This window comes from Sphingobacterium sp. 2149, from assembly GCF_031455655.1.
GTDB lineage: Bacteria > Bacteroidota > Bacteroidia > Sphingobacteriales > Sphingobacteriaceae > Sphingobacterium.
Genome location: NZ_JAVDTD010000001.1, coordinates 44,699 through 58,418, shown reverse-complemented (window position 1 = coordinate 58,418; position 13,720 = coordinate 44,699). Strand labels below are relative to the sequence as shown.

General features: G+C 39.6%; 11 protein-coding genes. 3 read left to right on the top strand and 8 right to left on the bottom strand.

Features of this window, described 5'->3' with window-relative positions; translation table 11 throughout:
- The 5 genes from J2X77_RS00210 to J2X77_RS00190 all read right to left on the bottom strand — a co-directional run bounded on the left by J2X77_RS00210 (position 1) and on the right by J2X77_RS00190 (position 5,033).
- Positions 1–990: a lysylphosphatidylglycerol synthase transmembrane domain-containing protein gene (locus J2X77_RS00210; protein WP_209575729.1), complete on the bottom strand. Its 990-nt coding sequence runs from the start codon at positions 988–990 to the stop codon at positions 1–3.
- The gene (locus tag J2X77_RS00205; RefSeq protein ID WP_209575731.1) at positions 980–1,933 is read right to left on the bottom strand and encodes a CDP-alcohol phosphatidyltransferase family protein; all 954 of its coding nucleotides are present in this window, start codon (positions 1,931–1,933) and stop codon (positions 980–982) included. Before J2X77_RS00205 ends, J2X77_RS00210 begins: the two co-directional genes overlap by 11 nt.
- Positions 1,914–2,798 (bottom strand): hypothetical protein, encoded by an 885-nt coding sequence (locus J2X77_RS00200; RefSeq protein ID WP_310078499.1) that lies wholly within the window; start codon positions 2,796–2,798, stop codon positions 1,914–1,916. Before J2X77_RS00200 ends, J2X77_RS00205 begins: the two co-directional genes overlap by 20 nt.
- 13 nt (positions 2,799–2,811) lie before the next feature.
- Positions 2,812–3,537 (bottom strand): sugar phosphate nucleotidyltransferase, encoded by a 726-nt coding sequence (locus J2X77_RS00195; RefSeq protein ID WP_310078498.1) that lies wholly within the window; start codon positions 3,535–3,537, stop codon positions 2,812–2,814.
- A gap of 167 nt (positions 3,538–3,704) precedes the next feature.
- On the bottom strand, positions 3,705–5,033 hold the full coding sequence (locus tag J2X77_RS00190) for an inositol-3-phosphate synthase (protein ID WP_046675789.1): 1,329 nt from the start codon (positions 5,031–5,033) through the stop codon (positions 3,705–3,707).
- A 506-nt stretch (positions 5,034–5,539) separates the two neighbouring features.
- Here J2X77_RS00190 and J2X77_RS00185 point away from each other — a divergent pair.
- The gene (locus J2X77_RS00185) at positions 5,540–7,399 is read left to right on the top strand and encodes a CocE/NonD family hydrolase (RefSeq protein ID WP_209575735.1); all 1,860 of its coding nucleotides are present in this window, start codon (positions 5,540–5,542) and stop codon (positions 7,397–7,399) included.
- A 392-nt stretch (positions 7,400–7,791) separates the two neighbouring features.
- Positions 7,792–9,102 carry an NYN domain-containing protein gene (locus J2X77_RS00180; protein WP_310078497.1) on the top strand — a complete coding sequence of 437 codons (1,311 nt, stop codon included), beginning with the start codon at positions 7,792–7,794 and terminating at the stop codon, positions 9,100–9,102.
- Between the two features lie 170 nt (positions 9,103–9,272).
- On the opposite strand, the gene J2X77_RS00175 is transcribed toward J2X77_RS00180, so the two are convergent.
- Entirely contained in the window at positions 9,273–9,938 is a 666-nt protein-coding gene (locus J2X77_RS00175; protein ID WP_209575739.1) for a DUF2625 domain-containing protein, read from the bottom strand.
- Positions 9,939–10,134: 196 nt separating this feature from the next.
- Here J2X77_RS00175 and J2X77_RS00170 point away from each other — a divergent pair, with 196 nt between their 5' ends.
- On the top strand, positions 10,135–10,665 hold the full coding sequence (locus J2X77_RS00170) for a YfiT family bacillithiol transferase (RefSeq protein WP_209575741.1): 531 nt from the start codon (positions 10,135–10,137) through the stop codon (positions 10,663–10,665).
- A gap of 75 nt (positions 10,666–10,740) precedes the next feature.
- Here J2X77_RS00170 and J2X77_RS00165 read toward each other — a convergent pair whose 3' ends face one another.
- Entirely contained in the window at positions 10,741–10,968 is a 228-nt protein-coding gene (locus J2X77_RS00165) for a hypothetical protein (protein WP_209575743.1), read from the bottom strand.
- Positions 10,969–11,074: 106 nt separating this feature from the next.
- Positions 11,075–13,549 (bottom strand): tetratricopeptide repeat protein, encoded by a 2,475-nt coding sequence (locus tag J2X77_RS00160; protein ID WP_209575745.1) that lies wholly within the window; start codon positions 13,547–13,549, stop codon positions 11,075–11,077.
- Positions 13,550–13,720 lie beyond the last annotated feature (171 nt).

Sequence of the window (13,720 nt, the reverse complement as noted above, 5' to 3'; positions counted from 1 at the left end):
TTATTTCTTTTTTACTAAACTCATCCAGCCCAAGCCGATCATAATCCATACAATTTCTCTAATTCGCGTGACAACGCCCATAAAAATACCGACTTTAGCGGGCAATCCTATACTCATCACAGCCATGGCTAATCCGCCCTCCCGAGTCCCCAATTGCATGGGGAAGAAAAACACCAGATTGGCAAATAATGAAGAACCTGAGCTAATGATCATGGCATCAACAAAATCAATATTGATATCTAGTGCTAAACCAATGAAATAAATCTCAAAACACCCCACTACCCGTGCTACAAACTCCCAGAAAAGAGCTTTGTAGAAACGGTCGCGGCGATTTTGAAAAAGGTTTTTCACCTGCTGATCCACATCATTTAAGGTTTCATACTTCGTTTCCAACAAATGATTGACTTTTTTACCGACCAAAGGTAATTTAGACAATGCTTTCAAAAGAGAAACTGTAATTCCCTTCTTATAAAATTTTGTAAATAGCCAAGTACAAATAATAGCCATTACAAAAATCGCAGCACAGGCAACATTCACCATCGTACTGGCCGGTACAAACCAAAGGATGAGGAAAACAGAAGCTACCCAAAATAAAATATGGGACAAGATGTGCATGACGCCATACAACAGTACCGAAGAACCAGCCTTCGAGCCTCCCACATATTTTTTGAGTTCAATAATACGATAGGGTTCTCCTCCTAAAGCGACAAATGGCGTGATATAATTGATTGCATAACCAGATATCGTCAGTTGTAACACCTTCCAAAAAGGCACGTCCGTCTGAGGTAATTCGGGCTCTTCAATAATTGCCTTAAATGCCATTGCATTCATCCAATAGAGTACCGCCCAACTGCCCAGTACAGGCAAAAACCACCATCCTATATTTTCGAGGTTGTTCCAAATCTCATCAATGCCCATTGCCTGAATCATATAGGCAAGTGTACCTATACCAATCAGCATAAAGAGTACTTTATAGATCTTACTCCCCATAGGTTGGATCATTTGTTAATTTATCCACAAAATAACCACTTACTTTCTCCTGCCGGTTACACATATAGATTAATATTGGATTTAAGACAAACATATCAAAGAAAAAATAAATCCAAGGCTGACCGATAAACAACCAAACAAATAGGAAAATCACCCGGGTGTTGAACTGTACAATATTGGTATATTTCATCAATGGCTTGTTCCGCGCTCTAAAATCTACCATCAATTGTTGTGGCAGTTCATCTTTATAGCGACTCTTCACAATATGCAATAGTTTTTGCAATTTGGGAGAAAGCTTTTCTTGGTTTCGCGTATAGCCCATATAGCCATTCAACACAAATTTGCTAAAGAAATTCTTACGCCAAGACAAGGTTTCATAGTCCGCTCTTAAATCACGGGTATTGTCCAGCTCACTTCCGGCTTTACCTTTTATAAAATACAGGTGAACATTGCGGTAATAATCGGCCATTGCTGACTGAATCATATGCGATACACCTGCAAGCACACAAAAGACCCATAACCATTGTGACCATCCCTCATTGATACTGCGTAAACAGATTGCTATATGAATCGAAGCAAACCAAAAATCACCGGCAAAACCATCCAAGATACGGCCAAAACGACTTTTGTTGTCTGTCATTCTTGCCAGCTGCCCATCGGCACTGTCTAAAGAATTGGCAAAAACCAGTAAAAGCATACCAATTACATTAATCCACAGCGCTGGGTAATAGAATAAAATACCCGCAGCAACACCAAAGAAGATACTAATAATCGTCACCGCATTAGGCGTAATGCCTATTTTAGCACATACTTTTGCGATGCGATAACCAATAGGTCGATAAAACCAGATGTCAATTCGCTCTTCGGTATCATTAGATTTTAAAGATTGTTCGAATGCACTCAAATTTGCTTCTTCGATTACATTAACTTGTTCTTTCTGCATTGTGGTTATTTTCAGTAAATTTATGGTAAACCATTTGAGCAATAGCCTCTGCGGCCTCGGCCCGGCAAGGTGCAAAACTTGGCCAGTCATTTAAATCTATAATATGGAAATCTCCATTGGCATCAATAATCACATCGCCGCCGTAGATATGTACATCAAGGACTTCAGCAGCACGATTAGCGACTTCTTTTAAATTTTCTAGGTCAAAAGGAAAATGTACCACCTCATCATTAATTTGCTCGTACAAATCATATTTATGATGATTGTGTTCATAGGGGTAGAAATAATAAAAGAACGCTGTTCCGCGTACAGCATAAAACTTCAATAAGTCTCCGGCAAGATGTTCAGAAATTACAGCTTCTTTAATTCCACGGAGCGCATATTCATTCAAGATATGTTGAGCTTCCTTCAGGCTACCGGCAAACGTAACATCTTCTTTATGAATAGCATGAAAATCGCCACGCTTAATCCACACCCCCTTCCCTTTCAATTTCTCAAAAATAGATTGAATGTCTGCTACAGTAGATATCACAATGCTTTTGGGATAAGGAACTCCGCCTTCCAAAAGTTTAAGTGTCATATTCTTACGATAGCAATTTTCAATTCCAAAACCCGAATTCAAAACATAGGTACCTTTGCTTTGAAGCGATTGCAACTTTTTGACTAAAGTCTTTGTTCTCCCCATCGTTAAGATATTATCTTGCTTTATGGTTGCCAAAGACAAAAATTCATCTTCATTACAAATTTCGACTGAAGCACCTTTTTCGTTCAGTTTTAAAATTACTTCATTGAATATAGCGGCGTCATTCCCCACATGATTGGGTGAAAAGCGATTTTTTCGAGTTACGCCTAAAATAGAAATCATCTCGCTCATTTTTCTAACTAACTTCCTCACTCAAAAATTGTTCTGCGACTTCTCGATCTTTTAGATGATCAATATCGACGACTTTTTCAAACACAAATGCTTCAACTTTCAAACTATTTTCCAGTAACGCACGCTGAAAATTACGCATTCTCGAATTTCCAGCAGCAACGGAACTTAATGCACAATCCATGGCGGCTTTACGAAAACAATAAATTCCGCCAGAAACATATCTCGTTTCTGGTGTCGCTCTATCTAAGAAAGCTTCCACCTCAAGTTGTTGGTTGGTATTGACATACAAAGGGCTCTCGTCATCAATAAAAGGGGTAACAGCCATAAAAGCATCTGCATTTTTATGGTGATGAAAATCATCTATATAGGCATGAAATTCATGTGGCTTAAAGACCGTATCGGTTGTCGTAAGACAACAGGAAGACCAATCAGGATTGTTTTTAACAAGCAAAGCAAAACTGTGCAAGGAACTTTCAGTATCTTCCTCTAGCAGCACAATAGGTAACTCAAAAGTCGTTTTTTCCAAAAACAATTTCAATTCTGGAGATTGTTTATTGATGATGACATGAACTTTTTGTGCTCCTTCTTTGGCAAATATGCGAATCAATCGTTCAATTAATGGAACTCCATGTAATGGTAGCAAGGGTTTCGGTAAATTGAATCCCTCCTTTCGCAATCGAGAACCTTCTCCCGCTGCTATAATAGCAAATTCCATCTCTTCTAATTGCAAAATAAAATCATTTATTAAAAAAAGCAAAACCCCCGTCACTCGCTCAGCGTTGATAAACACAAAAGCCTACAGAGGGTTATATCAAGTCTTCAACCGCATCGATGGTGTTGAAGAAAAAGGGGGAAAACTGTCTTTAACAATTGTTTCCCCCATCTTATTAAGGTCGCTTATTGAATGCTATCTACGAGTTCTTGGTAATAATCCAATCCCAAGTGCGTGATTAAATCTTCACCCATAATGTGACGCAAGGTATTTTGCAATTTCATCAATTGTTTGAAGATATCATGTTCTGGAGGTAAACCTGGAGCCGTTTGAGGCGATTTCAAGTAAAATGACAACCACTCTTGAATACCTGACATACCTGCACGTTGAGCCAAATCGATAAAAAGTGCTAAATCCAACGCAACTGGAGCTGCTAAAATTGAATCACGGCACAAGAAATTGATCTTAATCTGCATTTTGTAGCCCAACCAACCGAAGATATCAATGTTGTCCCAAGACTCTTTATTATCACCATGAGGAGGATAATAATTGATGCGTACTTTGTGATAAAGGTCACCGTACAACTCCGGATTCTTTTTCGCATCTAAAATTTCTTCCAATACAGATAATTTAGAGACTTCTTTTGTTTTGAAATTTTCAGGGTCATCTAATACCAATCCATCTCGGTTGCCCAAGATGTTGGTCGAGAACCAACCTTCAACACCTAAAGCTCTTGCCTGAAGACCTGGTGCTACGATTGTTTTCATTAATGTTTGACCTGTTTTAAAGTCTTTACCTGCAATAGCTACCCCGTTTTCGTGAGCTAGCTCAACGATTGCCGGAACATCACACGTTAAATTTGGTGCACCATTGACATAAGGAGCACCTTCTTTTAAAGCCGCATAACAGTAAATCATGCTTGGCGGAATGCGCTGATCGTCATTATCCAAAGCCTCTTCCAATTTAGCTAATGTTGAAAAAGCTTCGTTCGTTTCAATATAACGTTCTGTAGAGCCACACCATACCAATACGACGCGGTCTAATCCATTTTTCTCTTTAAATTCACGAATATCTCGTTGTACGGCATCTGCCAATTCACGACGAGTTTTTTCAGATTTGATGTGTGTTCCATCTAAATTTTTAACAAAATTACGATCAAACACAGCCTTCATTGGTTGGATAGCCTCCAATTCAGCTTTAACAGCATCCAATTGACCTTGCTCCAATACCTGTGCTTTTGACGCAGCCTCGTACACGTTATCTTCATATACGTCCCATCCGCCAAAAACTACATCTTCCAATTTTGCTAAAGGGACGAAATCTTTAATTAATGGATTTCTGTTCTCAGTGCGTTTACCCAGACGAATTCTGCTCAATTGAGAAACAGATCCGATTGGTTTTGAAAAACCTTTGTTTATAGATGCCACACCAGCGATCAATGTTGTAGCCACAGCACCTAATCCCGGAATAAGAATACCCAATTTCCCATTGGCATCTTTCACTTGTTGTCCCATATTAATTCTATATACTTAAATTGTTATTTAATTGATGTATTATGATAAAATAATTCTTAAAATTAGCTTAAAAAAACATAATTCATACCACTTGGCATTATATTTATAAAAATCGTGAAAAGTATCGATAATAATGCAATTTGAAACCGAAATAAATAACCTAAAAAAGAATTATTACTCGTATTAAATCACACCATCTCTCTGAGATTTAATGATTTTAGCTATACGTGTCAATCGAAAAATAACCTCCTACTAATCCTACTCAATATATCAACATTCGAAATCTAATCCAAATTCAAAACAAAAAAAGTTTTTATTTCTAAAAAACTGGTCAATTTTTCCTTTTCTATTTCTCACAAATATGACAATAAAATTGGAAAATGGCGTTACTAGCACTACCTTTAGTTTTAAAATCTAATACCCGAAATAATTCCACAACATTATTAGTAACAAATGGAGTGTGAAATACGGTTACACCGAGTAAGCACCGAACAAAAATTATCTGAATGAAAAATACGATTTCGTACCTCACCTTAACGTTTTTATGTGCCAGCCACTTACATGCTCAAACAGCTGCCGACTCTGCTTACGTTAGAGATTTTTATGAAAAAACTGAAGTAACAATACCAATGAGAGATGGAAAAAAATTGTTTACTGCGATCTATAGTCCAAAAGATAAATCCAAGAAGTATCCAGTTTTGCTCAACAGAACGCCGTATACTGTTTCTCCCTATGGGCAAAATGAATATAAGAAAAGTCTAGGAAACTTTCCGGCAATGATGCGTGACGGTTATATTTTCGTCTATCAGGATGTGCGCGGTAAGTGGATGAGTGAAGGCGATTTTGAGGATATACGTCCAACTACATACAGCAAAGATAAAAAAGCAATCGATGAAAGTACAGACACCTACGATGCACTGGAATGGTTGCGGAAGAATCTTAAAAACTACAATGGTAACGCGGGGCTTTACGGAATCTCCTATCCGGGCTTCTATTCTACTGTAGGGCTTGTCAAAACACATCCAAGCTTAAAAGCAGTGTCGCCCCAGGCTCCGGTAACAGATTGGTACGTCGGCGATGACTTCCATCATAACGGCGTACTGTTTTTGCAGGATGCGTTTACCTTTATGTCAACCTTTGGCGTCCCGCGGCCCAAGCCCATCACCCCCGATCAGTTTAAAAGCAAAATTCAGATCAAAGAAGCTGATAAATACAACTTCTTTTTAGAAGCTGGAACAGCACGAGAACTCAAAGAAAAATATTTTGGCGATTCTGTTCAATTCTGGAATGACCTGTTTAAACATCCCGATTACGACGATTTTTGGAAATCGCGTGTAATTACCAACGCTTTACAGGAGGTGAAACCAGCAGTGATGGTCGTCGGGGGCTTCTTCGATGCTGAAGATGCCTATGGAACATTTAAGACCTATCAATCGATTGAAGATAAAAGTAAAAAAAACAATTCGATTTTGGTGGCTGGCCCTTGGTATCATGGCGGCTGGGTACGATCAGACGGCAGCTTTCTGGGGGATATTCAATTTGATAAAAAAACCAGCATTACGTATCAGGAACAATTTGAGCAACCATTTTTCAAATATTACCTGAAAGATGAAGGGAGTTTCACTCCTTCCGAAGCTACTATTTTTGTATCGGGCACCAACGAATGGAAACATTTTGAGCAATGGCCTCCGAAAAATGTAGAGACAAAAAGACTCTACTTCCACCCTCAGGGAAAACTTGCATTTGACAAAGTGCAACGTACAGATTCCTGGGATGAATATGTAACTGACCCCAATAAACCCGTTCCACATCAAGGTGGCTTAATTCAAAACCGAACACGGGAATATATGGTTGATGACCAACGTTTTGCAGCCAGACGTCCGGACGTAATGGTGTATCAAACAGATCCATTGACTGAGGATATTACAATTGTTGGTCCCATCAAAAACCATCTTAAAGTGTCCTCAACGGGTACAGATGCAGACTATGTCGTTAAACTGATTGATGTTTATCCGAATGATGCACCGAGCTATCAAGGAAAAACAATGGCCGGATACCAAATGATGGTTCGCGGAGAAATTATGGCCGGAAAATATCGCAACGGTTTTGAAAAAGCAGAGGCACTAAAGCCAGGAATGGTCGAAAAGGTCAATTTTGAAATGCCAGATGTGGCCCATACCTTCAAAAAAGGGCATCGGATAATGGTTCAGGTACAAAACTCCTGGTTTCCCCTAGCAGAACGAAATCCACAGGTATTCTTAGCACCATATACCGCTACCAAAGCTGATTTTCAGAAAGCTACCCAACGGATCTTTCATGATGTGAATAATGCAACATACATTGAATTTGATAGGCTGAAGGATTAATGACTCAGAATAACACTGCTTATCCGTAGCTCTTTAGCTACAAATATCAAGGGTAATTAAAAAAAAATGAAATAAGATTTGCAAAGGTGTAACATTTACACTATCTTTGTATCATCATAATTTAGGTTTATAATTGGTTATTTAAGGTTTTCATTCTCCCCGTTTGAAAACCTTTTTTTTATTACTCTAATGTTCTATCAACCATTTTTCAACAACGCTCATTACAAAACAAAATTTGCTGATCGCCTGTTCTAAAAGAATAGTGCTTAAATTAATTCTCAAAAAATTAGAGAAGTTGTTTAACAATACTGTATTTTTAACGGATATATTGGGATGAAAGCCCTCAGATGTATAAATAAGAAATTTTAATAGTGAAAATATAATCGAAATATATGGCAGAACATGGGGATTTGCAAATCGCAATACTAATCGATGCGGACAATGTATCTTATCGAAAGATCGAAGAGATTTTGAATGAAGTTAAAAGGTATGGAATTCCAACCATCAAACGCATCTACGGAGACTGGACCAATCCTTACGTTGAAAAATGGAAGGACAAACTTCTTACCCATGCTATTACTCCAATCCAACAATACAGTTATACACAAGGCAAAAATTCGACCGATTCGGCTTTAATTATTGACGCCATGGATATTCTGCACTCGGACAGAGTGGACGGATTTTGTATCGTTTCAAGCGATAGTGACTTCACCCGTTTAGCCACACGTTTACGGGAGTCGGGTAAACTTGTTATCGGTATTGGTGAAAAAAAGACTCCTAAGCCTTTCATCGCCTCCTGCGACAAATTCATCTACGTCGAAATATTTGAAAAAAATCAAAAGAAAGAAACGGTAGCGAAGAAAAAGCAGCAAAATCAGCCTAAACCAAATCCTGTTGAAAATGTAACAAGCATAGCAGTACTGGATGAGGAAACCCTAGAACTTTTGAAAGACACTGTGGATGATACGGCGGATGAAAATGGCTGGGCATTCTTGGGAGAGATTGGAAGTCTTTTTAATAAAAGAAAGCCTGACTTTGATGCGCGCAATTACGGTTACGACAAGATGTCCCACCTTTTCAAAGCGTATAAGGAAGATTTTGAAATTGAGGAAAGGAACACGGACAAATCGCGTATAAAACACTATTATATCCGCAACATCATTAAGCGTCCTTTGTCCGCTGTGACGCCTACACCGCCGCTGGATAGTGAACCTAAAATAGTTTCGAACAGTACGACTACAACGGAACATACAGACAATCCAGCGAATCAAAACGGTAGAAAAAAAGGAAGGCCTGGGAAACGGCAGGATAAAATACCTGCTGAAATAACACCAAAAGAGATTGTGCAAAGTCCTGCGGCGCCGGAACAGAAAAAAGAAGTCACTGCTCCAACATCGGGCGATTTGCCCAGCAGTATGCTATTCCCCTCGGAAGGCAATAAGATCACGGCGGATGATGTTAAAAAGACACAGATCCGGATCACAAAGGAATTTAAACCTTTGTTTCCAACCAAATCCCAAAAATTAAGGATTATGATCAACGCTGGTGAATATGAATGTAATTTCACCTATCGGGGCAGAGGCTTTCACGTCCTTAAATTAGGAAAGGAAGCTGCAACCCAACTTGCTCTCGCTGAGGGGATCCAAATACAAATTGTTAGACTGAACGAAGTAAGCTTTAGCCTTCAAAACAAATCTATATAGATTGGTGTTACTCAAGCAGATTTTTTAGTCGATAAGACAATACGGTTTGTTTTATCGACTAATTAAATTGTAGTGGGCCCCAACAAATGGAATACGATCTTCGACTGCTTTCGAATTGATAGCGCAATGGCATTAAACGGCTTAATCCCTGCTATTCACAACATGACGGATTAACGTCCGCCCGCAAATTCCATGGTAAAGTGGTAGTTCTCGTCAATAGCCACAGGCTTACGGTCCACTTTTCGAAAGTCCCTCGCTTCATACGTCCATAAAAACGGGTAAAACGAAAATACCTGCTTACCATTTAGGGATTTCACATCGTCGTTCCAGTCTTTCCATTTGAACGTTTCATAGAACTGTGCGACATCCCCTTTTAATGCCCAAAAGATAAAGTCCGAATAGCCACACTCCAAGCTTTCCCATTGTAAAGTATCTTGCGCAAAATAGTAAACCTGTCCAATACCATCGCCTAGAGCCCCTGCATTGATCGCAAAGTAACCACCCAAAACGTCGTCAGCTATGAGTAGAAAACCACCTTTTTCACCTTCCTTAACAAAGCTTTTCCCTTTATTCCATTCCATTATTCCGCGGTTCAGCTTTGGCGAACCTGAACCTAAAATTCGTAGCCAGCCTCCATCGATTAAAATGCCACCAGTCTGGTGGATAATGGCTCCCATGGGAGATTTCGTGGTGATCTGCGCCCGCAGAAGTTCTTCATCAGCTCTCTTTGGATCGCGGGTAAGCAGTTCATATGAATTTGTCGCTTCCTTCATCCAACTCTGCACGAGCTTCCATCCAGAATTACCTGTATCTATCAATTCTTTTAGACTTTTCATTTTTTGCTTTTTATTGCATGGTCAATCGCCCACCAACCGAATGGAACTTCCATGTCCTGATCAATTTTGCCGAAATTACCACAATTCTTTATCGCATCCAAATTACACGAGCATAAGTGCAAATACCAGAAAATATTTACTAAGCCATAGCTATAAATATTAGGAATCTAGCGTTTATTTTAATTAATTTTAGGCTATGCAACATGAATTAGAAAAACTCAGATACCCTATCGGTCGCTTCGCCATACCAGATGTTATCGACCACACGCTATTGAATGACTGGATTAAAACAATTACAGATTTTCCGGCTAGATTAAAGTCCGAAGTCGGGGACCTAACGGACGATATGCTGGAGAAACGCTACCGGCCCGAAGGGTGGACCATTGGTCAGGTTGTTCATCACTGTGCCGACAGTCATATGAACAGCTTTATCCGATTCAAATTGGCCTTGACAGAAGAAGATCCCACCATCAAATTATATGAAGAAAAATTGTGGGCCGAACTTCCAGACGCTAAGAATATTCCCATAGAAAGTTCGGTAAAATTACTTGAAGGCCTACATGAACGTTGGGGGATTCTGCTCAAAAGTCTAACCGATGAACAGCTAGAAAGAGGATTTATTCATCCGGCTACCAAAAGGTTGATCTCTTTAAAGGTAAACATTGGCTTATATGCCTGGCATTGTAACCATCACCTTATGCACATTGCCAATGCCAAAAACTATTAATAGCGTTGGCTTTATCGCAATGATCATTTCATCGATAAAAGATCATGACAATAAAGCCAACGACACCATCACGCTTTATTGAAGTGACAATACCCACAGAAAGGCCATCAATCCTGCGATAGCCAGCCCGATAAGGCCCGATAGCAGAAACGACAGCAAATAATACCCTACAGTTCGTGTCTTTTTCCTTACAATATGAATAATCCCCAGCGCGAGCGTGTAAACTGTTCCAAATCCAAAAAAAACAATCGTGATCAAATCGATTAGAATGCCGCTGAAATCTATATTTGCTGATGACAACATGATTTACTAATTATGTTTAACTAATTTATTAAAGACACTTCTCTTATCCGTATGATAGCGGTATTTGTAATGAGTCGTTTTCCATGCGATCATAATGCTCGTGCTATTATTCAATTTCCACAGCATTTTCTTTAGCAAAATGTAACCAAAACTCATATTTTTCAGCATTTGCTGCAACTCCATGCGCAGCATACAGCTGCAGCAAACGATTGACAGCATAGACATACACGCTCTCTTCATTGGCCTGCTCATAGTAACGGATGGCTTTTGGTAAGCTTTGTTTAACGCCCAGTCCTTCCTCATACAAAATTCCATAATAAATAGCCGCAAACTGATTTGCCTTATCTCTCTTCAAATAACGCAATAAGTTCGTGTAATCGTGTCTTTGATAATAGATTTCTGCCATTTGCGCATCATTGAAAATACCCGCCTTTTCCGCTTGCTTAAAGTAATTTAAGGCTACACTATGGTCTTGCTCCACGTAGACACCCTCGTAATACCAATTCCCTAAGTTGCTCATAGCTTGAGCTTCTCCAAGTGCAACAGCTTTCCTATATCCTTTTAAAGCTTTCGAAATATCGAGTTCAACCCCATGTGCTGTCGCATAAAGAAACGCCCAGTTATTCCATGCTTGAGCATGATCCTGCGCCATTGCCTGTTCATAGAAGGACTTTCCCTTTTCGATATCCATCCCCTCGTAGTCTGCATCTGTATGTATATTTCCAAGTAAATACTGACAGTCTGCACTACCGCGACCGGCTCCGATTGTGAGCAAGCGAATAGCTTCGGAGAATTTCCCTTCAGCATCAAGCTTCTTCCCCTCTTCAATTAATGTGTCATTATCGAAATACTGTTCATACCCATCCCCCTTGCGTTTCGTCCAGGCTTGATAAAACTGTACAAAATAGTTCTGATCGCGTCCCTGTAGATGATAGCGCTCTGCATATAAATATCCGAATGCTGTCTCAGGTATTTCTATTACATTTCGGTTTAGGTCGAGATAAAACATCCGCTCTCCCTTAAAAAGCGCTAAGAGTTCGCCTGAGACTGCATCGGGCGCTGGATAGTGGAAAGGCGAACAGATATAATCATAATGCTCACTACAAAATTTAAGCTTCGTATCGAAATAGCGCATTCCCTGTGGGCAGTGTATGCGCATAAAATCCAAAAAGCAATGATCGATTTTCTGATAGACATCAACAGGTTCAAGTAACCATTCTCCACGATGCGCATCATAAATCCCCTGTGCCTTGGAGCAGCCTACGACAAAAATATCTTTACGGTACTGCTGTATACTATCTACTGCGACGTTTTCTATCAGACTATCCATCAATCGGAATATCCCATGTTCAAGCGAATAAAGCTGCCATTTCTTATTTTTGAGATAGGCGATACTTCGGTAGCCTTCTAACACAATAATCCGGTCAATTCCCTCATCCAACATATTACCATTGGGTTGAATGACAGAAATTTTTGGCTGTAGCTTATTGGGTTTAATCCAAAAATACCGATTGGCCAATGGCTCCAGGCTACCTTCCAAAAAAGTCCCCAAATACTGACCGTCCATAAGATAATACTTCTTTTTTATCGTTCCTTTTTGCCGGCTATAGAACAGCTTGTTATAGTCATACATAAACGGCTCGGGCGCAGGATCTGAAATAATCAATCGTCCTTCAACTGAAAGGAGAATGTTGCTCTCCCCTTGTCTCGCATTTAAAAAACCGTAGGCGATCCAGTCGAGCTCATCGTATAAGGCAGGTATGCTCAGCTGTTTGGTATCAATATGTAGTACGCCACGTTTTCCTGCCACTTCAACTTCTGCATAGTTGTTTCCATTGATAGACCGGGCGTCAAAAGCATCACTATATTGACAGGATACCAGTTCAGCGCCGCTCGCATGGATGTAGCCAAATCGTCCATTTGCTTCAACTACAGCGATCCCCTGTTCATTAAATTCGAATATTTCATCATATATTGCCGGAATCAGGAGATCACCTTTCGCATTTCTTAATCCTTGCTTTCCCTCTGCTTCAAAAACCTCAGCTCCTTTGTCCCGCAAAAGCTCTTCCGACCATAATCCCAATCCGTAATCAATCCAATCGGTTTGAAGAGCATCCAAAAAAGAAGCATAGCCAGAAGTTTCCAACAGCGAGCCCAGCGGATCTAAGGATTGTTCATCGACAGCTCGTTCATACAATAAGGCTTGCATGCTGATTTCTTCGGCCCATGCTTTAGCCTGCAGGGTATCTTTCTCCGCGTTCATGCTAAACACATCCCGCCCATCGATCTGAAATGTATCGAAAGGTAAGGCTTCCAAAAATTCAAACATTCGGTTCACAGGCTCATAATATTTTTTTTTATAATGCAGTTGATACCTATCGGCCAACAACGCATAAAAATAGCGAAGCCTAGCGATTCCATCTTCCTTATTTGCAAAAAGCTGGCTACCTTTAGACCGGATATTGGCGGAAAATAACGGCCACATGAGGATAGGAATTTCGTAATTCCATTCGGCCAGATAAAAAGGATATGTTTCTTTGGTCTTGAGATTTACATTATAAATATAAATGCGATGTGCCATGCGTTAATTTTTCTATTTTTCGTCTCTGTCGCATTGATTTAAATCATCCTATGACTCGTGCGAATGTGGTAAAAATACCGCATTTATCAGTTTTTCGATTAGCGGAAAACAGGGATTTTTTTCGGTCTCTATTTAAAAAAATGTATCGAGATTGAACAATGAAAACTACAT